This window comes from Natrinema sp. LN54, assembly GCF_052439245.1.
GTDB classification, from domain to species: Archaea; Halobacteriota; Halobacteria; order Halobacteriales; family Natrialbaceae; genus Natrinema; species Natrinema versiforme_A.
The window spans coordinates 308,730-333,877 of sequence record NZ_JBQVRP010000003.1; the positions used below are offsets into that span (position 1 = coordinate 308,730).

Consider the following 25,148-nt stretch of genomic DNA (forward strand, 5'->3'; position numbering starts at 1 on the left):
ACGTCCACGCCAGCAACGTCGATAAAGACACAGCGTGCATTGTGCGAGCGGCCGCTCGAGGGTGTGAGTCGCGCGATAGAGGAGCTTTCAGATGAGGGAGTCTGTCGATACCGTGAGCGCACACATGAGCCGCTCGGACTCCGAGAGTATGATAGCTCTCATCACGGTAATAGAAAACAATATACAGTCTTCGGAGAGACACGTGCTATGATAGTTCGTCTCGGTATCGTCCCGCCCGACACACCCCTCAGTCGCAATCCGTGTGCTAATACGGATGCAGGACGTTCCAACGATGACGTGATTCGATCATGAGCGGGACCGGTATCGCTCCCGTCGGCGACTGTCGGATCGCCTACCGGCGGGCGGGGACGAGCGGTCCGCCCGTCGTCCTCTGTCACGGTGCCGGTATCGACGACGCGACCGTCTCGTGGCGACACACTATCGACGCCCTCGCGGACGACTATCGAGTCTACGCGCTCGACTGGCCGGAGTACGGGAACAGCACGGGAGACGTCACACACTCCGTCGAGACGTACGTCGACATCCTCGACGGCTTCCTCGAGACGCTCCCCTTCGAGCGCGTCTCGCTGGCCGGCATCTCGATGGGCGGCGGCGTCGCTCTCGGCTATGCGCTCGAGAATCCGGACCGCATCGAGCGGCTCGCGCTCGTCGACAGCTACGGGCTCGGCGGGCGGTTGCCCAGCGCCCTCGCGTGGAAGACCCTCTCACAGGTCCCCGGAATGACCGAATTCGGGAAGATCGCCGCCAGTACCACGACGAGGAGCGTCCGCATGGTCCTCGATTCGCTCGTCGCGGACGCCGACGCGTTGCCCGATCGCTTCGTCGACGACGCCAGACGGAAACTGATGGAGCCGGGCTCGATACAGGCCTTCAAGGCGTTTCAGGACAACGAACTCACCTTCAGCGGCCGCGTCGCGACGAACTTCGTCGACGACCTCGAGTCGCTGGCGGTCCCGACGCTGCTCGTCCACGGGAGACAGGACCCGCTGGTCCCCGTCGAGTGGTCGATCCGCGCGGCGGAGAAGATTCCGAACAGCGAACTGGAACTGATCGACGACTGCGGCCACTGGACGCCTCGAGAGCAGCCCGAGCGGTTCAACGAGCGGCTCCGCGAGTGGCTGCCGGACCCGCAGGATTCGCCGATGCCGCAGTACACCAAAGAAGGAATGCCCGGCGTGACTCGAGCCAGCGGCGATTAATCGAGTCGTACGTGGCCGGGAACGCGCGTTCGCCGCACTCGCGGCGAACCGCGTGACCCGGGGAAGGGCAGGCAGTTACCCGATTCCGACCGCGAGCGAAGCCGAAGGCTGAGCGAGCGGGCCGACGACTGACTCGGAGTGAGCGAAGCGAACGGAGAGGAGGGAGGAGTGCTTTTGATGGAAATTTTGCCGAGTGCGGTCGCTTCGCGACCGCACGCAGAGCAAAATTTCCTACATGAAATCCTCGATCCCACTCTGCTTGTTCTTATCGTTCTCGAAGATACTCTCGAGCGAGCGCTCGAGGACCTCTAACCGCTGTTTCGTGTAGTCGCGACAGTCGTACTCCTCGGCGACCTGGATCGCGGTCTGCATGTACTTGTTCACGGAGCCCTTGTGGACGGTGAGGTTGACGCGGCCACCGCATTCGCGGCAGTCGCCGGTCAGGGGCATCCGCCGGAACTTCTCGCCGCAGTCGAGACAGCGCGTCTCCTGCCGGGAGAAGGCCCGCAGGTTGCCGATCAGGTCCGGCAGGAAGTGGTACTCGATGACCCGCTCGGCCACGTCCGTCTCGTCGACGGCCGCGAGCTTGCGCGAGAGCTCGAGTTGGGCGTCCATCTTGTCCATCATCGAGCCGAGCGTCTTGTACGCCGAGAGGTCGGGCCCCATCGCGATGTCGGTGGTGTCGTGGGTGTGCTCGAAGCCGGTATACTCCGTGTCGGTTCCGAGGGTGTCCTCGGCGATTTCGACGTCGACGTCCTCCGGGTCTGCCTGCTCGCGTGTCGCGAGGTAGAACTCGCGGGGGTACTGCGTGACGACGTCCATGTTGTGGGCCTCGTCGTCGATCTCGGAGGGGTCGATGCGGGAGGACATGACCAGCGGGGCGTCCATCTTCCCCCCGCGCTGGTCGGGCAGGAACGACTTACTGAAGTTGAGAAGTCCGTCGAGAAGCAGCATGACGCAGTCCTCGTCACCGTCACAGTTCCGCCGCTTCGCGGCGTGAAAGTACGGATGCGCGTATCCGACTGCGGCACTGGTGAACCCGATCACGCGCCCGACAGTCGCGGCCGAGGTGTGCGGTGCCATCCCGAAGACGAGTTCGCCGACGAGGTCCTGCCGGTCCTCGAACTCGTAGTACGGCTCGAGGCCGTAGTACTGCTCGAGGAGGTCGTCGATGAAGTCGGCCGTCTGCAGCATGTGTTCGGCCGCGCCGTCCGAGAGGACGATGTCTTGGACCTTGAGTTCGACCAGTTGGTCCTCGTGGGTGAGCGGTTCGCCGTGGATGTCCTCCTCGTAGCCGAGCGCCTGGAGTTGGCCGACGTCGATGTCGAGTTCGCTCGCCCGGACCGACGTGACCGGCAGGTCGGTCATGTCGTAGCGGACGGTGCCGTCCTTGAACGAGGAAACGTCGTGTTTCGCGCGCAGGATCCCCTTCTCGATGGGTTCGGGTATCTTAGTCGACGACGTGAGTCCCTTGACGCCTTTCAGAATCTCGAAGGCGTTCTCGCGCTCGCCGACCGACTCGAGGGCGTCGCGGTACTCCTCGTGGACGTCGATCTCGCGGGGTTCGACGCAGGTCCCCTCGCGCTCGCAGTGGTCGCACTCGACGCGGCCGGCCTCGTCGGGCTCGAGGCGCTGGTCGCAGTCCGGACAGCGGTAATCCGGCGTCGTCCGGGCGTCGCAGTCCGGACAGCGGTTCTTGAACGTCTCGGTGCCACAGGACTCACAGCGCTGGCGGCCGATCTGCAGTTCGACGACGCCGGGGGTATCGGACATCGTCTCGGCGTGTTTGGCGGCGTCGGCGACGTTGCGCTGTGCGCCGCCGGCTTCGCCGATCGGGAACAGCGTGTGGACCGGCGGGCTCAGGTCGCGGCGCTCGGACTTCTCCGGTCGCCCCATTCGGTTGCCGACGCGCGTCGGGGCGCGTTCGCGGACCCGAAACGGCGCGACCTCGTTGACCGCCTCGATGGCGTTGTCGCCCTCGGCCTCGTGGCCCCACGTTCGGGCGCGCTCGGAGAGGTCGGCGTCGGCCCACGTCCGCTCGAGTTCGACGGCGGGCTCGCGGGCCTCGGGCTCGAGTGCCGCGCCGTCGGCGGCGGTGCGTCGCGGTTCGCAGCCGACCGTGCGGACGAACGGCCGCCAGTCGTCGATTTCGATACGGTCCTCGTCCGGCCGTTGACGGTGCTCGAGGACGATCCGCTCGAGGGCATCGCGGACGGGGTCGCTGTGTTCGAGGACGAGCGTCGAGTCGCCCTCGAGGTCCCCCTCGATCCGGCCGTCCGCGACGGCCGCGGCCAGCGACCGGAACGCGTCGACGGAGATGTCGTGCCAGAGGTAGGTGTACTCGGGGTGGAGCGGCGCGTCGTACTCGGTGGCCCACGCTACGGCTTCCTCGGGGTCGGGGAACTCGAGGTCGATCCGGGGGTCGTCCTCGAGGGCCTGAACGTCCGCGCCCGCGGCGTCGAGGTCCTGTACCCACCACTCGTAGGTGTAGGAGGCGGGCGCGAGCGGGTGGTTGTTCTCGACGAACTCGCCGTAGTTGACGAGGTACTCGCCGAGGTCGAGGATCGCCTCGACGCCGTTTCGAATCTCGAGGGCGTCTTCGGGGTCGTCGATCCGCCGAACGTCGCCGTTGGCGAGTTTGACCGTCGGCCCCTCCAGCGAGTCGACGGGGACGACGCCGGCGGCCTTCCCGGGGCGTTCGGTCTTGATCTGCGTCCCCGTCGCGAGGAAGTCGTCGACCAGATGCATCGCGGCGGGGTGGACGCCCGCGGTCGCGAAGCCGTGGTTTCGCGCTCGGCCGTAGCGGAGCCGAAAGCCGCCCCTCGCACAGGGATGAGAGAAGACGGGACGGCCGGCGATCAGGTCCCGGAGGAACTTCTCGGAGGTCTCGACGCGGGGCGGGCCGTCGGGTTCGTCCGCGTCGCCGTCGGCGTCGTCGTCCGCAACTTCGTCTTCGTCGCTCTCCGCAGCCTCCTCGTCCGTGTCGTCGGCGTCATCGGTGTCGTCCGCGGCGTGGTCCTCGTCGTCGTAGTAGTTGCCGTCGATGAGGTCCTGCAGCCACGGCCAGTCGACCTCGTCTAAGTTGCGGGTGTAGCGCTGGATCTTCGGTGCTTTCAGCGCGATCCCCTCCCCGAGGACGAGACACATCCCGCCGCGGGCGCTGTTGGTGTCGACCCGCTCTAAGTCACGGAAGCCCGAAACCTCCTCGTCGCCGGTGGCCTCCCCGTCGAGCATGATCGGGAGGTGTTTGGCGATGAACTTGGCCTCCTTGGCCTTGGGACAGTACTGGAGGCCGGTCTCCTTGTCGTAGAGGGCGATCTCCTCGGCGTAGCGTTCGACCTCCTCCTGGCGGATGTTGTACTGTTCGATGCCCACCAGCGCGCGCGTGTAGTCGGCCACGAGCACCGAGAGGGCCTGTGCGGTCCCGCCGGCCGAGCGGATCGGGCCGGCGTAGTAGACGTTGACGAACTCCGTCCCGTCGTCGTTCTCGAGGATTTCGACCCTGTCGATCCCCTCGATGGGCGCGGCGACGACCCCCTCGGTCAGGAGCGCGACCGCGGTGCGGACCGCTCCCTCGACCTTGCCCGCTTTCGTCTCGTAGTCGCCCACGCGTCCCTCGGCGAAGTCCTCCGCGAGTTCGAGGGCGGCCTCCTCGCGGCTCATCTGGCCCTCGAGTTCGCGGACTCGCTCGGCGACGCCCTCGATTCCGAGGATGTTCTCGACGCGGTCGGCCATGTCCTTGGCGACCGGGATCTCGACCTCGGGTTTCGGATCGCCGCCCCGTTCTTTGGCTCGCTCGGCGACATCTAAGGCCTCGTCGAGCTGGTCCTCGAGCCCCTCGAAGTACCGTTCGTCTTCCGGCCGCATATCAGAGCCAGAGGTCCAGTTCGGTGGTCTCGTCGTACTCGCGCTCGAGGGGCTCCTCGAAGACGCGCATGTGGACCTCGCCGGCCCAGACGGTGGCCTCGTTCAGGTGGCCGGCGTAGGTGGTTCCCTCGTCGTCCGAAAGGACCGCGTGCGTGTGGGCGAAGCGCTCGTCGTCGAGCCACGAGACGTTCCCGACGCAACTCGCGACCTCGAGCGGCTCGTCGAACTCGATCGGGTAGTACTCGCACTCCTCTTGATCGTAGAACCAGAGTTCGGCGTCTTGGACCGCGCCGAGCGCAGTGAACCAGGCGGCGTCGGCCTCGACGTCGTCCGCGAGCGACTCGATCTCGGCCCGCCAGTCGGCACCGTGCTCGAGGCTGGCGACGTACTCCTCAGTGGTTTCGACGGCTCGGTAGTTCATACGCATCTACTGTGACGGCCGGCAGAAAAAGCCCACCGGTCGCGCCGCGGCCGAGTGCAGCGCGGTCGATCGCGGCAGTGTCGGGTTGCCCGCCGTTGCGAGCGACTGCGCGCGACGCGAGTTCGGGGCAGGTGCCCGGAGAGGCGGCCTCGATCTCACGCACAATAGTCACTAGTACAACTAGTATCCAGTTATATAACCGACCGGCGGTCGCTCGGCCGCGAGAGAAATCGGCTAATATGTACAGTATGACGCATTAGTGTACAGAAATCGAACTCACACGAGAGAGTACGAGTCCATTATCGAGCAGTAAAAAGCGATTTGCACGTTTTACCCTGTTGATACCAAAATAGGTGGGATGCTACCACACAGCAGGATGGTGTCCAATCAGTCAACGACGCGGCGGCGACTCCTCGCCTCGGGGGCCGCCGTCTCCGCGGCAGTGGTCGCAGGGTGTATCGGTGGGGGCGGCAGCGGCGACGGCGAAGCGTTCCACTTCACGCAAGAGCAGTCGCGCGAGGAGCAGTTCGACCCCGTCATCTCGAACGACGCCTACAGCTTCCAGGTGATACAGCTCGTCTTCGACGGGCTCTACGAGTTCGACGACGGCCTCGAGCTCCAGCCGAATCTCGCGACGGGCGAGCCGACCGTCGAGCGCGACGGCACCCGGTACATCTTCGAGATCGAAGAAGCCGCGGAGTTCCACAACGGCGACGACGTGACCGCCGCCGACGTGGCTCACTCGTTTACCGCGCCCGTCGAGGAGGAGACCGAAAACGCCGCCGAGTACGACATGATCGAGAACACCGAGGTCGTCGACGACTATCAGCTGCAAGTCGACCTCGGCGAGGAGCCGTACGGCCCGTTCGAACTCCAGACGATGGGCGTGACCGTGGTCCCCGAATCGGTCCGGACCGACGACCGCGACGCGTTCAACACGGACCCCGTGGGGTCGGGGCCGTTCACCTTCGCCGAACTGCAGGAAAACGAGTACGTCGAGATCGAGCGGTGGGACGACTACTGGGGCGACCTGGACCCGAACCTCGAGCGGGTCCGCTTCGAGGCCCACGACGACGAGGCCGGCCGCGTCTCCGACATCCGCTCGGAGAACACCGACGCCATCGCGGGCATTCCAAACGACGACTGGGACGTCCTCGAGGGCGAGGACGGCGTGACCCTCCACTCGGCGGAGAGCCCGACGTTCATGTACATGGCGTTCAACTGCAACGAGGGGCCGACGACCAACACCGACGTGCGGCGAGGGATCGCCCACTCGTTCTCGATGGAGGACTTCATCGAGTCCAACGGCGCGAACGTGACCTCGCCGATGTACAGCCCGATCCCGCCGGTCGTCAACGAGGTCTGGGGCTTCCCCGCGGACGAGTATCAGGACCTCCTCCCCGACTACGATCCCGACCAGGCCCAGTCGCTGCTCGACGAACACGCGCCCGACGGCTTCGAGCCGACGATCATCACCCCGGAGGGGATCCGGGCGCAACTCGCCGAGCGGATCGCCACTCGGCTGGACGAGATCGGCTACGGGGCGGACGTCCAAGTGCTCGACTTCGCGACGCTGGTCGACACGTACACGACCGGCAGCGCGGACGACTACCAGATGTACCTGCTGGGCTGGACCGGCGGCCCGGACCCCGATTTCTACCTCTATTCGCTCTTCCACGAGAGCCAAGCAGAGGTCAATCAGGGCCACTTCTACGAGGGGAGCGACGGCTTCCACGACGACATCGCGCAGGCGCGTAACTCGGCCGATCAGGACGAACGATACGACCTCTACGAGCCCGTCATCCGGGAGATCGTCGAGGAACTGCCCGCGCTTCCGGCATTCACGCAGGACAACACGATGGCCTCGAGGGACTACGTCCAAGACCTCCAAGCGCACCCGGAGGTCACGCGAAATCCGGACCTCATCGCGGATCACGCGAACGTGTCGATGGAGTGAGCGCGACGGCCCGATTCGGCGGTCGGTCGCCGAGGTCGATCCGACGGTCGGTCCGGAACAATCGACCGTAACCGCACCTCGGCGGATCGAACGCCAGCGCCGTCGACCGAGCGCAGACGAGACGACAACCCGACTCGCGAACCGATGAAACTACTCAAGTACACGATATACAGGCTCCTGCAGGCGATCCCCGTCCTGATCGGGATCTCCGTCATCACGTTCCTGCTCGCGAATCTGGGACCGGGCGATCCGGTCAGTCTGATGTTGCAGGGACAGGAACACAGCGAGGAACTGGTCAGGGCGATCGAGCGGCGGTACGGACTCGACAGGCCGCTTCACGAGCGGTACCTGACCTACATGGGCGGCCTGCTACAGGGCGATTTCGGACAGAGCATCCACCACCAGCGGCCGGTCGCCGACCTGATGGTGAACCGGATCGGGCCGACGCTCCTGTTGGTCCTGTCGGCGTACGCGTTCGCGCTGGCTACGGCGATTCCGCTGGGAATCATCGCCGCCAACCGGCGGAACGAGCCGACCGATCACGTCTCGCGAATCGCCGCGCTCGTCGGCGTCAGCACCCCGTCGTTCTGGATCGGCATCGTCCTGATCCTGATCTTCGCGGTCACACTCGGCTGGCTCCCCTCGAGCGGGCTCATCTACCCGTGGCGGCCGCCGAGTGCCTACCGGGGGATCGACGGCCACCTCGAGCTCTACTACGAGTCGGCCAGACACCTCCTGTTGCCGATGATCGCGCTGGGGACCTTACAGATGGCGACGATCATGCGCGTCGAGCGCACCCAGATGATCGAGTCGCTGCAGGGCGAGTACGTCAAGTTAGCTCGCGCGTATGGCGTTCCGGAGCGGACGATCCTGCGAAAGCACGCCTTCAACGTCGCCCAGCTCCCGATCATCACCATCGTCGGGCTGAACCTGTCGACGGCGATCGGCGGCGCGGTGCTGGTCGAGACGGTGTTCAACATCAACGGGATGGGGCGGCTGTTCGTCAACGCGATCTCGACGAACGACTACCAGCTCGTGATGGGGATCACGATGATGCTCGGGTTCCTGTTCGTGATCGGCGTCATCATCACCGACATCTCCTACGCGTACGTCGACCCGCGAGTCACCTACGGTGAGCGAGAGTAACCATGGCAGTCAGTGAATCACAGTTCGAGAGCGGCCGAGAACCGGCGTCCGAGGACGAGGAGGAAGTCGAGGCCCGCGTCGGCTGGCGCTACACCGTCGCGCGGATCAAACGGGACACGACGGCCCGCTGGGGGCTGTACGTCGTGACGATCGTGCTGTTCGTCGCGATCTACGCCGTGGTCGACAGCAATCTCTCCCTGCTCACGTTCGGGCTCCTGTCGGATTTCACGTTCGCGCGACTGATGCCGATCTTCGATCACCCGACCCACATCCCGCCGCCGGGCGAGGGGACACAGCACATGCCGCCGTACTTCCCGCTCGCCGAGCAGGCGTGGAATCCGCTGCCAGCGGGCGGCACGCTCGAGCATCCCCTCGGCACGGACCACACCGGGCGGGACTACTTCACGCGGATCGTCTACGGCACGCAGGTGTCGGTGTTCGTCGGGCTCGTCTCGACGTTCATCGGGCTCGCCGGCGGGACGATCATCGGTGCCGTCGCCGGCTACTACGGCGGGCGAGCCGACGACATCCTGATGCGGGCCGTCGAGACGGTCTACTCGATCCCGCCGCTGATCCTCATCATCGTCTTCACCGTCTTCGTCGGCGGGGCGAACATCTGGTACGCCGTACTCGGCGTCGGGATCACGTTCGTGCCGGTCTTCGCCCGCATCATCCGGAGCCGGGTCCTGAGCATCCGCGAGATGGACTACATCGAGGCGGCGCGGGCGGCCGGCGTGAAGGACCGACATATCATCATGCGCCACGTCGTGCCGAACAGCTTCGCGCCGGTGCTGGTGTACGCGACGCTCCAGATCGGCGTGACGATCCTCATCGTCGCCGGGCTCTCCTTTTTGGGCTACGGCGCACAGCCGCCGACGCCCGACTGGGGCCAGATGCTCAACATCGCACACGGCTACATGCACTCGAACGTCTGGCTCTCGATCTGGCCGGGTATCGCGATCATGATCACCATCATGGGCTTCAACCTGTTCGGCGACGGCCTGCAGGACGCCCTCGACCCGCGAATCGACGACTAACAATGAGTTCCGAACCACTACTCCGCGTCGAGAACCTCAAGACCCAGTTCTTCACCGAAGCCGGTACAGTACGCGCAGTCGACGGCATCTCCTTCGAGGTCCGCGAGGGCGAAATCGTCGGCCTCGTCGGCGAGAGCGGGGCCGGCAAATCGGTCGCCTCGATGAGCCTGCTTCGTCTCGTCGAGAACCCCGGCGAGATCGTCGCCGGCGAGATCACCTACCGGGGCGAGACCCTCTTCGGCCTCGAGGAGGGGCCGGACGGCGAACTCCGGGAGCGAGACGACGTGCTCTCGAACGAGGAGATACGGACCCGAATCCGGGGCAACGAGATCGCGGTGATCTTTCAGGACCCGATGGAGTCGCTCAACCCCGTCTTCACCGTCGGCGGTCAACTGCGGGAGTTCATCGAACTCAACCGCGGACTGGCCGAAGACGAGGCCAGAGCGGAGGCGATCGACATGCTCCGGGAGGTCGGCATCCCCGATCCCGAGGAACGCTACGAGGAGTATCCCCACCAGTTCTCCGGCGGGATGCGCCAGCGCGTGCTCATCGCGATGGCGCTGGCCTGCGAGCCCAGCCTCATCATCGCCGACGAGCCGACGACGGCCTTAGACGTCACCGTCGAGGGCCAGATCCTCGATCTGGTCGACGACCTCCAAGCGAAGTACGGGACGAGCTTCATCTGGGTCACCCATGATCTGGGCGTCGTCGCCGAGATCTGCGACCGGGTGAACGTGATGTACCTCGGCGAGATCGTCGAGCAAGCGCCGGTGGACGAACTGTTCTACGACACCAAACACCCCTACACGGACGCCCTGCTGGACTCGATCCCTCGCCCCGATCGGACCGTCACGGAACTCGAGGCGATCGAGGGAGTCATGCCCGAAGCGATCACCCCGCCGTCGGGCTGTCGGTTCCATCCGCGCTGTCCCGACGCGCGTGAGGTCTGCAAGCGGGTCCACCCCGAGGCGAAGGTGGTCGACGACGCCGGCGGTGAACCCCACCGCGCGGCCTGCGTGCAACACGACGCCTTCGACGTGGGTTACGACGAGAGCCCGCCGCTCGAGGGGGCCGCCGGCGGCGCGTCGACCGTGAGAGACGAGGGGAGCGGCGACTCGGGCGCGGACTCGGAACTCGCGGCCAACCCGACCGGCGACGACAGCGGGGGTGGGAGCCGTGAGTAGTGGCATTCGGTTGGACGAGGAGCGCAGGTACGACCGGGAGGGACCGCTGCTCGAACTCGAGGGCGTCACGAAGTACTTCTCGCAGGAGTCGGGACTGCTCGCGGGCCTGCAGTTCGATCCGGACGAGTTCCCGCCGATCAGCGTCGATCGGGAACACGTCAAAGCGGTCGACGACGTCTCCCTCGAGGTGCGGCCCGGCGAGACGCTCGGGCTCGTCGGCGAGTCCGGCTGCGGGAAGAGCACGCTCGGGCGGACGATCCTGCGCCTGCTCGAGCCCACCGAGGGGGACATCTACTTCAAGGGGGAGAATCTGGCCGACCTGAGCGGCGAGGAACTCCGGCGGACCCGCTCGGACATGCAGATGATCTTTCAGGATCCCCAGTCCTCGCTCGATCCGCGGATGAAGGTCGGCCAGATCATCGAGGAGCCGATGCGGGCCCACGGGCTGCTCGACGACGAGGGCCGGGAGGCCCGGGCGAAGGACCTCCTCGAGAAGGTGGGGCTCGATCCGCGCCACTACAACCGCCACCCCCACGCCTTCTCCGGGGGGCAGCGCCAGCGGATCAACCTCGCGCGGGCGCTGTCGGTCGACCCCGATTTCGTCGTCTGCGACGAGCCCGTCTCCGCGCTGGACGTCTCCATTCAGGCGCAGGTGCTGAACACGATGGACGAACTCCAAGACGAGTTCGGGCTGACCTACCTCTTCATCGCCCACGACCTCTCCGTGATCCGCCACATCTCCGACCGCGTGGCGGTGATGTATCTCGGCCACATCGTCGAGTTGGCGGAGAAAGAAGAACTGTTCGAGAACCCCCAACACCCCTACACTCGCGCGCTGCTCGAGTCGATTCCCGTCCCCGATCCGCGGGAGAACGGCGCGCGCGGCGTGCTCGAGGGCGAGGTGCCGAGCCCGGTCGATCCGCCCTCGGGGTGTCGGTTCCGGACGCGGTGTCCGCGACTGATCGCGCCCGAGGCGTACGACTGGGCCGACGGGGAGTGGGCGCAGACGCGAGCGTTCATGCGAGCGGTCAAGCGGCGGTCGTTCGAGTCGATGTCGGCCGCCCGGATCGAGGCCGAGTTCTTCGACGGAGTTCTGCCGCAGGGCGAGGCGGGATCGATCGTCGAGGAAGCGATCGACCTCGTCGCGACCGACGGCGGGGCCGGTCGCGAGGCCGACGACGACTCCGACCGCTGGGAAGCGGCGACCGATCTCCTGCTCGACTCTTTCGCCGAGCAAAGCATCTGTGCGCGCGAGCGACCGGCCTACGAACTCGAGTCCGAGCGCGGCGACGGGATCCACTTTGCGGCCTGTCACCTCCACCGATGAGAGGCGGCGAGCGCCGCGGAGAGACCGATTTCACCTCGAGGAACTGAACACGTTTCTGGCGGTGTTCGACCGAGAGATCGCACGACACAACGAGATCGTGAGAGTCGTTCGCTAATGGTCCGATCGGCGATTATCCAACACGTATTATCATCGCAAAAAGGCTTACAAGGCTGCCGCAACTATTAACTCGTGTATGAGTAAGATACTCGCCGTTCTGGCAGCACACACGAAATTCGGCGCGAAGGTACAGCGAACGATCGAACACTCACCGTCGTTCTCGGGCGTCCAGACGAGCGATGACGGCCGCCCTGCGACGCAGGTCTCTCCCGGCGGGTTCCTGACCGGATAAGCCGGCACGGAGCCACCCGACTGTATCGACCGGATACCACCGGTTGCCCCCGTCGAAATCGGGGCTCGAAATCACACGGCGAGTTGCAGACGCCACGCAGCGGTTGTCCGGGGACGGTCCGCCCCCGCTTCCGACCGTGATCCGTTCTTCCGTACACCGCGTTCGACCCGTTAGCGGATCGTAATCATCGTCGAATCGCCGGGCCGAGTCCGCTTTTCTCGCGTCGCGACGAACGCTCGCACCTCATACTCGCCCGGTTCCGGAACCACGGACTCGTGTCGCCCGTCGGCCGTCCGCTCGAGGCGGCCGTTCCACGTCACGGAGACGCGCTTTCGCTCGCCGCCGCGGAAGTCGAACGTCGCGGGCCGACTGCGGGTGTAGCGGCGCTCGTCGCTGGCCTCGAGGTCGCCGTCGACGCGCCAGCCCCAGCGGCGCTGGCCGGCCGTCGGTAGCTCGACGGGCACCGGGAGTCGATTCTTGAACTCGACGGTGATTTCGACGGGGTCGTCGCGCTCGTAGACACCCTGATCGGTCGCGACGGAGACGGAAACGGCCCGTCGGGCGAGCGCGTTCGGGACCAGCGCCGCGAGGAACGTGACGACGGACGGCCGGGACGTGCCGTGATCGAACTCGAACTCGTCGCTCGAGGTGTCCGTTTCCCGTCGCGGTCGAGACCGTCCCATAGACGACGCGACCAGCCCAGCGCACTAAACGGTAGGGTGTGACATACCTCGGTGAGAACCGCCGGCTCGGCGTCGGCGGACGGAGAGCCGACGCTCGAGGACGCGTACGCTGCGATCTGTCCGGCGGTCAGAGCCGTCCAGTCGCGCGGCACGGACGAACGGTGGACCGCGCGGGCGTCAGCAGCGACTGTCGGTATGCCGTTGCCGGCCGCGACGGGAGTCGCGACCGGACTCGTTGCAGAACGATCCCATTTCCCACCCCCAGTTATCGCCAGGCCGGAAGCGTCGGTGCGTCGTCCGCCTGCATGGACATCCATGCACCGTCTGCGGAGATATCCGCGATGACGTACTCGTCGCTCACGGCCGTCGAATCGATCGAACCGACAATCGTCTCGTCGGACGTCATGGCGTGGGGGTTCGTCGCCATGTGAGTGAGTGACACCCACCTACATATAAATTCATCGAATTTGATTGTCCGATCACGGGACCGGTCGGAAACCGAACCGATATCGGGTGTGAAACACTGGGTTTATACTCATTTTCGCCGTACCGTGGGGATATGAACGTGGCCGACGCGATGACGCCCCGCGAGGACGTGGTAACCGCCGACCTGCCCGGTACTCGCTCGGACATCCTCGAGTACCTGCAAGAACAGTCGTTCTCGTCCGTCCCGGTCGTCAAACCGACCGACGACGGCCTCGAGTACCGGGGGCTGATCTCCCGGGAAACGCTCATCGACCAGCCCGACGAGGACCAGCTCGTCATGCTGATGGAGGAAGACGTCCCGACGACGACCGCCGGGACCGCGCTCGAGGACGTCGCGCGGACGATGGTCGAGGAGGGGGCACGCCGCGTGCCGGTCGTCGACGGGGAGTTCGAGGGGATCATCACGGTGACGGACGTGATCCACGCGATCGCGGCGGGCGATCACGAGACCGAAGGCACCGTTGACGCTTACGTGAGCGAAGACGTCAACACGACCTACGAGGGCGCGCCGCTGCCGGTCGCCGAGCGGGAACTCTCCTACGCGAACGTCCCCTATACCGTCGCGCTGGACGACGACGGCCGGATGAGCGGGGTTTTGACGGAGGTCGACATCCTCGAGGTCGCTCGCATCGTCGAGGGCGAGGAGGAGACGGGCGACAACTTCGGCGATCAGGACGACGAGTGGTCCTGGGAGGGCATTAAGGCCGTCGGCAGCCGCTATCTCCCCACGCGGGACATCGAGATCCCGGCGGGGCCGGTCCGGGGGTTCATGAGCGACGACGTGGTGACGGTCGCGGCGGACACGACGGTCCAGGAGGCCGCACAGCGAATGATCAGCAACGACATCGAACAGATTCCGCTGGTCACGGGCGAGGAACTGGTCGGCATCGTCTGTGACGTCGATCTACTGGAGGCGCTGTATGAGTGACGACCCACAGGCGGACGCGGGCGAGGCGGAGCCGACGAGCGAGAAACTGGTCGAACTGGCCAAGCGGCGCGGCTACTTCTTCCAGTCGTCGGGCGCGTACGGCGGCGTCGGCGGCTTCTACACCTTCGGCCCGCAGGGGGCGGCCCTGAAGGGCAACGTCGAGGACGCGTGGCGGGACCGCTTCGCGGTCGCGGAGGGCAACATGGAGATCGACGCGCCGACGATCATGCCCGAACCCGTCTTCGAAGCCTCGGGCCACCTCGACGGCTTCGACGACATGCTCGTCGAGTGTCCGGAGTGCGGCGAGAGCCACCGCGCGGACCACGTCGTCGAGGACAACACCGAGTACGAGGACGCCGAGAGCCTCCCCATCCCCGAGGTCGAGGAGGTCATCGCCGAGTACGAACTCGTCTGTCCGAACTGCGGCGCGGGACTCGCGGGCCAAGCCGTCGAGACCTTCAACCTCATGTTCGCGACGAACATCGGCCCCGGCGACTCCGACCCCGGCTACATGCGACCCGAGACCGCTCAGGGCATCTTCGTCGAGTTCCCGCGGCTCAAGGAGTACGCGCGCAACCAGCTCCCCTTCGGCGTGACCCAGATCGGCCGCGCGTATCGCAACGAGATCAGTCCCCGACGCTCGATCATCCGGACCCGCGAGTTCACGCAGGCCGAACTCGAGTACTTCATCGATCCCGAGGAAGACGAGCCCGACCTCGATGCGGTCGAAGACGTCGAGGTGACGCTGTACCCCGCCAGCGAGCAGAACGCCGACGACGGCGAGGAGGTACGGATGACGATCGGCGAGGCCGTCGGGGAGGGGGTCATCACCAGCCCGTGGGTCGCCTACTTCCTCGGCGTCGCCAAGCCGTGGTACGAGGCGGTCGGCGTGGACATGGACCGGTTCCGGTTCCGCCAGCACCTCTCGGGGGAACGCGCCCACTACGCCGCGGACTGTTGGGACGCCGAGAGCGAGATCGACGGCAACTGGATCGAGATGGCCGGCTTCGCCTACCGGAGCGATTACGACCTCTCGAAACACGCCGAACACTCCGGCGACCGCTTTACCGTCTTCCGGCAGTACGACGAACCGAAGACCGTCGAGCGCGCCACCGTCGACCCCGACATGAGCTACCTCGGCCCCGAGTTCGGCGGCGACGCCCAAGCCGTGGTCGACGAACTCGAGGCCCTCGCCGCTCGCGACCGCGAGGCCTTCGAGGGCGACACGGTCGAGATCGACCTCGAGGGCGAGAGCCACGAAGTCCCCGTCGAAAAGACCGGCTTCGCGGTCGAGGAACAGACCGAGGCCGGCGAGCACATCACGCCCCACGTCATCGAACCCTCCTTCGGCGTGGATCGACTCGTCTACACTGTCCTCCACCACGCCTACCGCGAGGACGAGGTTTCTGGGGAAGACCGGACCTTCCTCGAGCTCGAGCCCGAAGTCGCCCCCACCTTCGTCGGCGTCTTCCCGCTCCAGACCGACGATGAACTCGAGGCTGAAGCGCAGGCGATCGCTGCGGAACTGCGAGAGGCCGGGCTGTCGGTCACCTACGATGAGTCGGGCAACATCGGCCGGCGCTACCGCCGGCAGGACGAGGTCGGGACGCCCTTCTGCGTGACAGTGGACTTCGAGAGCATCGAACAGGAGGACGGCGGCGTCACGGTCCGCGAGCGCGACTCGACCGACCAGAAACGGCTGCCGATCGACGACCTCGCCGAGACACTGTCGGCGATCCGGGCCGGCGACCTCGAGTTCGAGGACCTCGAGGAGTAAGCCGCACCGATCGGGCCACAGCTCCTCGGAACGACCATCGATCCCTGTCCTCCCCTTTATATAGTATATAGCGCTCGGGAGAACTAACCGACGGACTGAAGGTCACCTCTCTCGAGGCACGAAATAATGGCCGACGAACTGAAGCGGCGACTCGTCCACGCCAGCGGCTCGGGACTGGTCGCCCTCTATCTGCTCGCCAACTATCTCGAGCTCGGTCTCACGTGGGTCCGGTTTCAGGTCCTCATGGTCGTCCTCGCGACCGGCGCGCTCGTCCTCGAGTTCCTGCGGCTCCGGGTCGGACTCGACTGGCGGCTCTACGACGTGCTCACCCGCGAGTACGAGCAGGACAACCCCGCCGCCTACGCGCTGTACCTGATCAGCATGGCCGCCGTCGTGGTGGTCTTCGAGCCGGATATCGCCCTCCCCGCGATGTTGATGCTCGCGCTTGGCGACCCGATCAGCGGCACGGTCTCAGACAACACGCTCAAACGAGTCAAGCCGCCGAAGGTGCTCGGCACGATGTTTCTCGTCTCGACGGTGATCGCGATCCCGTTCCTGCCCATCGCGGCGGCGCTGGTCGCCGCCCTCGGCGCGACGCTTGCCGACGGCGTCACTCTCGAGATCCGGACCTACATCGTCGACGACAACCTGACGATCCCGATCTACGCCGCCTGCCTAGCGTTTCTCGCACTCGAGTTCGCGCCGGTGTAGGCCCGAGCCGAGCTCGAGTCGGGAGATCACCGCGGATCAAGCTGGCCGGTTCCGATATCGGCAAGGCCGTACCGTTCTGGGCCGCTCAAGGCCGTCGCCGGCGAACGGGTGAATCTACTCGTGTCTCTACTGGGAACGCGCAACCGGTTGGCGACCGTGCGATCGGTCGTGACCGACGACCGCAGCGGCATTCTGGTCGCCGTCGCCGCCGGCTGGTTTCTCTCGATCGGCGTTCGGCTCGCCTACCCCGTCTTGTTGCCGTATCTCCGAGACGCGTACGGGCTCGACCTGACGACGGCCGGCTTCCTGCTGACCGCCCTCTGGCTCTGCTACGCGCTGGGACAGCTTCCGGGCGGGCTGCTCGCCGACCGGTTCGGTGAGGGGAACGTCCTCGTCGCGAGTACGAGTATCTCCGCGGTAACGCTCGGGCTGGTCGCCGTCGCCGGCTCCGCGCCCGTGGTGTACGTCGCGACCGGCGCGTTCGGGTTCGGAACGGCGCTGTACGGCGTCGCCCGCTTTACGACGCTCTCAGATATCTATCCCGACAACGACGGCACCGCGATCGGCGTGACGATGGCGGCCGGACAGGCCGGTAACACGCTCCTGCCGCTGGCCGCCGGCGGCATCGCCTCGGCGTTCGCGTGGCAGTACGGGTTCGGCCTCGCGGTGCCGGCGTTCGCGCTCGTGGCGATCGGCCTCCGTCTCGCCGTCCCCGGGCGCACCTCGAATGCGGAAAGTGCCGTCGACAGCGTCTCCCTCGAGACGGTCCGCTACGTCGGCAGGGAGCTCCGCCGGCCCGAAATCGTCACCGTGGCCGCGATCCAGATCCTGACCTACTGCGTCTGGCAGTCGTTTACGGGCTTCTACCCGACCTATCTGATCGAGGTCAAGGGGTTTTCGGAGGGGGTCGCGACCGGGCTGTTCAGCGCCTTTTTCGCGACCGGAATCCTCGTCCAGCCGCTGACGGGACGACTGTACGACCGGTTCGGCATTCGGAAAGCGCTGCCGCCCGTGCTGGGCGTCGCCGCCGCGTCGCTGGTCGCGCTTCCCTTGCTCGAGGGCTTTTGGCCCCTCGTCGTCGGGACCGCCTTTCTCTCGAGCATCCTCGGCTACGGGACGATCACGCTGCCGTACATGACCGCGGCGTTTCCGGCGGACATGCAGGGGACGGGACTGGGCTTCCTGCGGACCGTCTACATGACCGTCGGGGCGATGAGCCCGGTGCTGTTCGGCGCGCTCGCCGATCGGGACTACTTCGACGAGGCGTATCTCGTGCTGGCCGGGCTCGTCGCCGTCGCGGTGGTGTTGACGTGGTGGCTCCCGCCGCTGTCGGAGCAATAACCGTTTCGGAGTTCAGATGGGCCGTTTACGTGGCCGTCAGGCGTTCAACCGCCAGATATCGAAATTGAGTACGGCCGCGAACGTCACCCACGCGAGGTAGGGGACCAGCAACGCCGCAGCGCGCGCGTCGACCCGCCGAAACGCGACGATCGTGCCGACGACGAGTCCCCAGAGCGCGACGATGGCGCCGAGCGCGAGAAGCGGTGCCTCGAGCGCGAAAAAGGCGGGCGTCCACGCGACGTTGAACGCCATCTGCACGACGAACAACCCTAGCGCGAGGTGGCGGCCGTCGGCGTCGCTCCGCCAGACGAGCCAGACGGCGACGCCGAGCAGGGTGAACAGCAGCGTCCAGACGACCGGGAACGCGATCGTTGCGGGTAGAACCACGGCTTCTCGAGGGCGCGAAACCACGGCGTGTCGGGCGAGGAGACGACGCTCGGCGCTGCGCCGACGAGGTTGACCAGTAGGACGAAACCGGTGCGGTCAGGAGGGATCCGCCGTCGGGGAGGCGACGGGTGATCGGCCGGGTTTCCATACGACACCTACGGCAGCGACGGACGTATACTCCCCTCTCGGCGCACCCGACCCCGTCGACCCGCGAGACCACTTCCACCGCGGTACGGGAACCCTTATTCGCGGCGGCGGTGAACGGCCGGTAATGGCTACGACGGACGAGGAAATCGCGTCTATCGAGCACCCCCTTCTCGAGCCCGACTTTCTCGAGCGGCGACTCTACCAGTTGAAACTCGCCGGCACGGCGGCGAACCACCACACGCTCGTCTGTCTCCCCACCGGGCTCGGGAAGACGACGGTGAGCCTGCTCGTCACGGCGCGGCGACTCGAGGAGGTCGGCGGCAAGTCCCTGATGCTCGCCCCGACCAAGCCCCTCGTCCAGCAGCACGCGGATTTCTATCGCGAAGCGCTGCAGATCCCCGATGAGGAGATCGTCGTCTTCACGGGCGACGTGAGTCCCGAGGACCGCGCCGCGATGTGGGAGTCGGCGACGGTCGTGATGGCGACGCCGCAGGTGATCGAGAACGATCTCGTCGGCTCCCGCGTCTCGCTGTCGGACGTGACCCACATTACCTTCGACGAGTGCCACCGCGCGACCGGCGACTACGCCTACAACTACATCGCCGAGCGCTACCACGCCGACGCGAAGCGGCCGCTCGTCACCGGGATGTCGGCCTCGCCCGGCGGCGACGAGGAGGCCATCCTCGAGGTCTGTGAGAACCTCGGGCTGGACGAAGTCGAGGTGATGACCGAGGAGGACGCCGACGTCGACGAGTTCACCCACGACACCGACGTCGAGTGGGAGCGGATCGACCTCCCCGAGGAGGTCCTCGAGATCCGGGACGCGCTGAACGAGGTGATCAAAGAGCGCCTCGAGAAGCTCAAGGAACTCGGCGTCGCGAGTTCGACCCAGCCCGATCAGTCCCAGAAGGACCTGAATCGGATGCGGGCCGAACTGCAGGAGTTGATCAACAACGACCAGTCCGAGGGGTTCGAGGGGATGTCCATTCACGCGGAAGTGATGAAACTCCGGCAGGCCGTCACCCTCGTCGAGACCCAGAGCGTCGAGGCGCTGCGTCGCTACTTCGAGCGCCAGCGCAATCAGGCCCGATCGTCGGGCGCGTCGAAGGCGAGCCAGCGGATGGTCTCCGATCCGCGGGTGCGCGAGGCCATGCGCAAGGCCGAGAGCTTCGACGAGATCCACCCCAAGTACAGCAAGGCGCGCATGCTGCTCGCCGAGACGCTTGGCCTCGAGGGCGGTGATCGGGTGATCGTCTTCACCGAGTCCCGCGACACGGCCGAGGCGCTGACGGACTTCCTCTCGGAGAGCTTCGACGCGAAGCGGTTCGTCGGGCAGGGCGACCGCGAGGGGTCGGACGGTATGACCCAGAACCAGCAACAGGAAGTGTTAGACGAGTTCCGCGCGGGCGAGTTCGAGGTGCTCGTCTCCACGTCGGTCGCCGAGGAGGGACTGGACGTGCCGGAGGTCGACCTCGTGCTCTTCTACGAGCCCGTCCCGACCGCGATCCGATCGATCCAGCGAAAGGGCCGAACCGGCCGCCAGTCCGAGGGTCGCGTCGTCGTTCTGATGGCCGAAGACACCCGCGACGAGGCCTACTTCTGGATCTCGCGCCGCCGCGAGAAGGAGATGGAAAACGAACTGCGGGAACTGAAAGGGATGGCCGACGAACTCGCCGAGGAACTCGACGACTCCCAGCAGTCGCTGGCCGATTTCGGCGACGGCGAGAGCGGAGTGAAAGTGGACGGAAACGGCGGCGAAGGCGACGCCGTCGGCGAGTCTTCCAGCGGAAGCGAGGGGGTCGAGGATCGGCCCGGCCTGCAGGAGTTCGTCCCTGAAAACTCGAGCGGCGAGGCGGACGACGACGGCGACGCTGACGGAGCCGACGACGGGGTCGAGACCCACGAACCCCACGCCGAGGGAGACACGGTGGAAATCGTCGCCGACCAGCGCGAGATGGACGCCAACATCGCGCGGGACCTCTCGAGACGCGAGGAGATCGATGTGCGCCTCGAGACGCTCGACGTGGGCGACTACGTGCTGTCGGATCGGGTCGTCGTCGAGCGCAAATCCGTCGCAGACTTCGTGGACTCGCTGGTCGGGGGCGACCGGTCTGTCTTCGAGCAGGTCGGCGCGATGGCCCGCCACTACTCGCGCCCGATCGTCGTCGTCGAGGGCGAGGGGCTGTACGAACAGCGGGACATCCACCCGAACGCGGTCCGGGGCGCGCTCTCGAGTCTCGCCGTCGACTTCGGCGCGAGCGTCCTGCGGACCGAGAGCGAGGACGACACGACCGACCTCCTGGCGGTGATCGGCGGTCGCGAACAGGAGACCGCCGACCGGGAGGTGTCGGTCCACGGCGAGAAGGGCAGCAAGACACTGAGCGAGCAACAGGAGTACGTCGTCGCCTCGATCGCCGAGATCGGCCCCGTCACCGCGCGGTCGCTGCTCGACGAGTTCGGCACCGTCGAGGAGGTGATGATCGCGAGCGAGGACGAGTTACAGGCGGCCGACGGCGTCGGGACGGTGACCGCCGAGCGCATCCGAGAGGTCATCGGAAGCGAGTATACGGGGTAGTCGGCGATCGCGATCGGCTCGAGGGAACCGAACGGAGATCGGACGATGGCTCCGACCCGGCTCGGCGCAGGTCAATCGCTGATATCGGACGCGATGCTCTCCTCGCCGTCGTCGGGGGTGGAAACGCGGTCGGCCTCGCCCTCCGCGCGAGCGACGAGCCGTTCGGCGGTGAGGACACACCAGATCCCGAGGACGACGCCCGCGAGGACGTCCACTAACCAGTGGATGCCAAGATACATCGTGGAGATGACGACGAGGGTCGCCACGACCGACGATATCGAGAACCACCGCGGGTAGACCCGACGCGACCGCCACGCGAACAGCGCGACGATGACCACGAGCGACGTGTGCAGTGACGGGAACACGTTCGTGTTCGCCGAGACCTCCGCCGTGAGTTCCTGCGTCTGCGGGTAGAACTCGTACATCAGTCCGCTGACGGCCGACAGGTGATTGCGCGGGCCGTAGGCGATAAACAGCGTGTAGAAGAGCGACCCGGCCGCGGCGTTGAGCGCGTAGGCGATCAGTAGCTCCTTGAAGTGACGCTGGGTCGGCAACAGGAAGTAGAGCACGAGTGCAGTCACCAGCAGGTACGGGAACCCGAACATGTACATCGCGGAGAAGAACCCGATCAGGGCGTCGGGGACGATCGTCTGCAGGTGGGCGACGAACAGTCCTTCGACGGCGTAAATCTCCTCGGTGATATCCCAATCGAGCGCATACGAGAGTTCCAGACGGGGTTCGTGCGTGAACCGTTTGAACAGCAACACCAGCACCGTAACCCCGACGTACGGCGCGACGGTGCGGATACGATTCTTGAGATCAGCGGCCGTTCGACGGAACGCCGAGGGGGAGACACAGAGGGTACAGGTGACTCCGATGCCGATGCAGACGATCGCCGCCGTGATGAACGTGACGTAGCCCAGTGCCATCAGTAGGGGTCCTCCATGAGTCAGGGTAGCAAGCGGTCGCGAGCCGTTGGTCTGGTGGCCGCGGAACCGGATATCGCGGGAGGGCGATGAACCGTTCCGAGAGACTGGACGACCCGTCCAGTCACCCTCGGAACCGGCGTCGTCGCATCCGGTGTCCGCCATGTGGCGACCCAGCACCGCATGTCCGTTATCGATACGTGTAGTTTAATTTAATTTATATCTATTGGTCTGGCGTGACACTCGAGTCGAACGCGACGCTGGTTTCGAGTGACGGGTCCGATATCCGGGAGAACAGCGGATATAATCGGAATTGAAGCACCACCGGTTGCGTACCCGATCGGGCGACACAACAGCGCAGATCGGCGTTACCCGCCGTCAGCGCAGCGTCGACAGCGCCTCGCCGGCCTCACGGGCCGCCTCGAGACACTCCGTCGCGTAGTGGGGATCGTCCGTCGCGGCGGCCTCTTCGGCGAACTTCTCGAGGCTCCGGACGAGCGCGTCGCGGGCGGCCTCGAGGTCGCCGTCGACCGACGGCGGACTCGAAGCGGGGGCGCGGCGGGAGGATCGTGCGGAATCGGTGTCGGCGGCGTTCGCGGCGTTCGGCCGGGCCGTCGAGCGCGGCTGTCGATCGTCGGTCGCAGCGTTCGAGGCGTCCGCGTCAGTTCGCGTCGACTGCGCTCGCTCGTCGGTTCGCTGGCCGGTCGCCGACGCGGGATCGGTCGTCGGCTCGACGTCGACCGCGGAGTCAGCGCGGCCGGTGTTCCCCGACCCGGACCCCGACTCGATATCGGCTGTAGAGTCGGCCGGTGGGTTTGGATCCGCCTGATCGGGAGCCGTCGCCGTGGCGTCGGCACCGTCGTCGGCCGCCCCCGCTTGTCCTCCCTCGGCCGGCTGGGCCTCGAGGTCGGTGCCCTGGACGGCGTCGGGGTTCCCGTGACAGCTGGGACAGAAGGTGGTGCCGTTCTCCTGAAAGAGCGGGTCGCCGCAGGTACCACAGTGGGCGTTGGTCATCGTCGCGCCCTTGAGCAGCAGGTCGCTCATCCGCTGGGTCGCCTCGCGCTCTTCCTTGTCCTGTTCGTACTTCTCGCGAAGTTTCTCGCGCTCGGCTTCCTTGTCGAAGTCGCTCATATTCGTCTAGAGGCGGCGGACCGTCGAAAAAGCTGCGAAGGGGCCGGGTGGACGAACGGTCGACGCTGCGGCACCCGAACGCCGGCGAGCGGAGCGCTACGCAGTTCGACGATACATCCTCGAAAGCGAGGTACAGTCCGAGCGCCGATCAAGCCCGTGACGGTTGCTCCTGCCGGAAGGTCCGACGCTCCGTCGCGACCCGGTCGGGTGTCGTCTGGATACCGACGTGACCGACGCCCTCAGTGGTGCAGCGGCGGCCACATCGTGGCGACCGACTCCTCGATGAGTCGCGTCTGGGCGCGGCGCAGGCGTTCGGAGACCGACGACGCCGAAACGCCCAATTCCGCCGCGACGTCCTCGAGCGACGCACCCCGCGGAACGCCGAAATAGCCCAGTTCGTAGGCCGTCCGAAGCGCCTCGCGCTGGGGATCGGTGAGCCCGTCGCCGGGCGGTTCGGGGTCACCGTCTCGAGTGAGCCGACGGAGCCGGAAATAGTCGTTGCGCTGCCAGAACTCTCGGAACGCGTCGAACGCCGTTCGGTCGGCGAACCAGCCGGTCTGCGTCCACCCCTCGCTAGTCACTTCGATCCGTTCGATGATGGCGTCGGCCGTCGCAAGCGCCTTCAGCCCCTCGAGATCGTCGAGGTGAGCCCCGAGTTGCTCCTCGAAGCTGAGCGCCGGTAACGCCTGATAGCGCCGCGTGTCGCCGGCTTCACCCACCAGCGTCCACTCGGCGACATCGACGGCGTCGTCGAGGGTGCGTTCGATCGCGGTCGGCGAGCCACCGGTCACGGTAGCGAGAAACGGCGGCCGCTCGCCGTGATTGTACTGTAACTCGAGCGTTAGCGCCGCGTCCGGCACGGCCGCTGCGACGCTGACGAGCGGAAGCTGCTCACAGGAGATGTCGAATTCGGCCACGAGCCCCATACCGGCCGGTAGTCAGTTCCGCAGCTATATCAGTTCCATCTGATCGCCGCTCGGACCCGCCGGACGCCCGTTCAGGAACGACGCTCGAGCGCCGCCTCGACCGCGTCGACCGCTGCCGCCGGCGTCTCGACGGGCTCGATCTCGAGCGCGTGATCGATGCCGAGTTCGGAGACGTCGTGAGTCTCGAGGCCGACGACGGGGCGGTCGTAGATGCCGGCGAAGCCGATCTCCGAGAGGGTGCCGACGCCGCCGGTGAGCGCGATGACCGCGTCGCCGTTCAGCGGGACGAGCGCGTTCCGGGCGTGGCCGAGCCCGGTCGCGATCGCCACGTCGACGTAGTCGTTGGCCTGCTCGCGGCGCTCGCTCGGCAGGATCCCGATGGTCGTGCCCCCCGCCGCCTTGGCGCCGCGACAGACCGCCGCCATCGTGCCGCCGCGGCCGCCACAGACGACCGTGTGGCCTCGAGCGCCGAGTTCCCGCCCGACGGCTTCCGCGCGGGCCGCCTGTTCGTCCGTGATCGTTCCGCCGCCGATGACGCTGACGCGCATACACGGAGAGGCGTGAGCGCCGATCATGATCGGTTCGGTCTCGAGCCACAGCGGGTCGACGGAGAACCGCTTCC

At 66.3% G+C, this 25,148-nt stretch carries 20 protein-coding genes and 1 pseudogene; 12 read left to right on the forward strand and 9 right to left on the reverse strand.

Annotated elements, in window-relative coordinates:
* Positions 1-308 precede the first annotated feature (308 nt).
* Positions 309-1,220, forward strand: coding sequence for an alpha/beta fold hydrolase (locus ACT4ML_RS10835; protein WP_444720878.1), 912 nt, complete (start codon positions 309-311; stop codon positions 1,218-1,220).
* A gap of 231 nt (positions 1,221-1,451) precedes the next feature.
* On the opposite strand, the gene ACT4ML_RS10840 is transcribed toward ACT4ML_RS10835, so the two are convergent.
* Both ACT4ML_RS10840 and ACT4ML_RS10845 read right to left on the reverse strand, forming a co-directional pair.
* A complete protein-coding gene (locus ACT4ML_RS10840; RefSeq protein WP_444720879.1) occupies positions 1,452-5,087 on the reverse strand; it encodes a DNA polymerase II large subunit in 3,636 nt (1,211 codons plus the stop codon).
* A 1-nt stretch (position 5,088) separates the two neighbouring features.
* Positions 5,089-5,508: a PPC domain-containing DNA-binding protein gene (locus ACT4ML_RS10845; protein ID WP_444720880.1), complete on the reverse strand. Its 420-nt coding sequence runs from the start codon at positions 5,506-5,508 to the stop codon at positions 5,089-5,091.
* A gap of 376 nt (positions 5,509-5,884) precedes the next feature.
* On the opposite strand from ACT4ML_RS10845, the gene ACT4ML_RS10850 reads away from it, so the two are divergent.
* The 6 genes from ACT4ML_RS10850 to ACT4ML_RS10875 all read left to right on the forward strand — a co-directional run bounded on the left by ACT4ML_RS10850 (position 5,885) and on the right by ACT4ML_RS10875 (position 12,508).
* A complete protein-coding gene (locus ACT4ML_RS10850) occupies positions 5,885-7,465 on the forward strand; it encodes an ABC transporter substrate-binding protein (RefSeq protein ID WP_444720881.1) in 1,581 nt (526 codons plus the stop codon).
* A 144-nt stretch (positions 7,466-7,609) separates the two neighbouring features.
* The gene (locus ACT4ML_RS10855; protein ID WP_444720882.1) at positions 7,610-8,611 is read left to right on the forward strand and encodes an ABC transporter permease; all 1,002 of its coding nucleotides are present in this window, start codon (positions 7,610-7,612) and stop codon (positions 8,609-8,611) included.
* A 2-nt stretch (positions 8,612-8,613) separates the two neighbouring features.
* Positions 8,614-9,648, forward strand: coding sequence for an ABC transporter permease (locus ACT4ML_RS10860; protein WP_444720883.1), 1,035 nt, complete (start codon positions 8,614-8,616; stop codon positions 9,646-9,648).
* A gap of 2 nt (positions 9,649-9,650) precedes the next feature.
* Positions 9,651-10,832, forward strand: coding sequence for an ABC transporter ATP-binding protein (locus tag ACT4ML_RS10865; protein ID WP_444720884.1), 1,182 nt, complete (start codon positions 9,651-9,653; stop codon positions 10,830-10,832).
* On the forward strand, positions 10,825-12,159 hold the full coding sequence (locus tag ACT4ML_RS10870; RefSeq protein WP_444720885.1) for an ABC transporter ATP-binding protein: 1,335 nt from the start codon (positions 10,825-10,827) through the stop codon (positions 12,157-12,159). Before ACT4ML_RS10865 ends, ACT4ML_RS10870 begins: the two co-directional genes overlap by 8 nt.
* A gap of 193 nt (positions 12,160-12,352) precedes the next feature.
* A complete protein-coding gene (locus ACT4ML_RS10875) occupies positions 12,353-12,508 on the forward strand; it encodes a hypothetical protein (protein WP_175416471.1) in 156 nt (51 codons plus the stop codon).
* 170 nt (positions 12,509-12,678) lie between these two features.
* Here ACT4ML_RS10875 and ACT4ML_RS10880 read toward each other — a convergent pair whose 3' ends face one another.
* Together ACT4ML_RS10880 and ACT4ML_RS10885 are read right to left on the reverse strand one after the other, a co-directional pair.
* Positions 12,679-13,191, reverse strand: a complete 513-nt coding sequence (locus tag ACT4ML_RS10880) for a hypothetical protein (RefSeq protein WP_444720886.1) — start codon at positions 13,189-13,191, stop codon at positions 12,679-12,681.
* Between the two features lie 265 nt (positions 13,192-13,456).
* A complete protein-coding gene (locus ACT4ML_RS10885) occupies positions 13,457-13,618 on the reverse strand; it encodes a DUF7556 family protein (RefSeq protein WP_444720887.1) in 162 nt (53 codons plus the stop codon).
* Positions 13,619-13,750: 132 nt separating this feature from the next.
* Between ACT4ML_RS10885 and ACT4ML_RS10890 the strand changes: the two genes are divergently transcribed.
* The 4 genes from ACT4ML_RS10890 (at position 13,751) to ACT4ML_RS10905 (ending at position 18,434) form a co-directional block, all read left to right on the forward strand.
* Complete coding sequence (locus ACT4ML_RS10890; protein WP_444720888.1) at positions 13,751-14,605, forward strand: CBS domain-containing protein; 855 nt, start codon at positions 13,751-13,753, stop codon at positions 14,603-14,605.
* Positions 14,598-16,382: a glycine--tRNA ligase gene (glyS, locus tag ACT4ML_RS10895; protein WP_444720889.1), complete on the forward strand. Its 1,785-nt coding sequence runs from the start codon at positions 14,598-14,600 to the stop codon at positions 16,380-16,382. The genes ACT4ML_RS10890 and glyS overlap by 8 nt, the downstream gene beginning before the upstream one ends.
* A gap of 126 nt (positions 16,383-16,508) precedes the next feature.
* Positions 16,509-17,093 carry a dolichol kinase gene (locus ACT4ML_RS10900; RefSeq protein ID WP_444720890.1) on the forward strand — a complete coding sequence of 195 codons (585 nt, stop codon included), beginning with the start codon at positions 16,509-16,511 and terminating at the stop codon, positions 17,091-17,093.
* A gap of 168 nt (positions 17,094-17,261) precedes the next feature.
* Positions 17,262-18,434: an MFS transporter gene (locus tag ACT4ML_RS10905; RefSeq protein WP_444720891.1), complete on the forward strand. Its 1,173-nt coding sequence runs from the start codon at positions 17,262-17,264 to the stop codon at positions 18,432-18,434.
* 36 nt (positions 18,435-18,470) lie between these two features.
* Here ACT4ML_RS10905 and ACT4ML_RS10910 read toward each other — a convergent pair.
* Positions 18,471-18,969: pseudogene (locus ACT4ML_RS10910) on the reverse strand (TspO/MBR family protein).
* Between the two features lie 123 nt (positions 18,970-19,092).
* Here ACT4ML_RS10910 and ACT4ML_RS10915 point away from each other — a divergent pair.
* Positions 19,093-21,543 (forward strand): DEAD/DEAH box helicase, encoded by a 2,451-nt coding sequence (locus ACT4ML_RS10915; protein ID WP_444720892.1) that lies wholly within the window; start codon positions 19,093-19,095, stop codon positions 21,541-21,543.
* Between the two features lie 71 nt (positions 21,544-21,614).
* Here the strand turns inward: ACT4ML_RS10915 and ACT4ML_RS10920 are convergent, their stop codons facing one another.
* From ACT4ML_RS10920 to ACT4ML_RS10935, 4 genes are all read right to left on the reverse strand, one after another.
* Complete coding sequence (locus ACT4ML_RS10920) at positions 21,615-22,472, reverse strand: phosphatase PAP2 family protein (RefSeq protein ID WP_444720893.1); 858 nt, start codon at positions 22,470-22,472, stop codon at positions 21,615-21,617.
* Positions 22,473-22,847: 375 nt separating this feature from the next.
* The gene (locus ACT4ML_RS10925; RefSeq protein ID WP_444720894.1) at positions 22,848-23,600 is read right to left on the reverse strand and encodes an Sjogren's syndrome/scleroderma autoantigen 1 family protein; all 753 of its coding nucleotides are present in this window, start codon (positions 23,598-23,600) and stop codon (positions 22,848-22,850) included.
* A 239-nt stretch (positions 23,601-23,839) separates the two neighbouring features.
* Positions 23,840-24,526 carry a helix-turn-helix domain-containing protein gene (locus ACT4ML_RS10930; protein WP_444720895.1) on the reverse strand — a complete coding sequence of 229 codons (687 nt, stop codon included), beginning with the start codon at positions 24,524-24,526 and terminating at the stop codon, positions 23,840-23,842.
* Between the two features lie 71 nt (positions 24,527-24,597).
* A complete protein-coding gene (locus ACT4ML_RS10935; protein ID WP_444720896.1) occupies positions 24,598-25,074 on the reverse strand; it encodes a TIGR00725 family protein in 477 nt (158 codons plus the stop codon).
* Positions 25,075-25,148 lie beyond the last annotated feature (74 nt).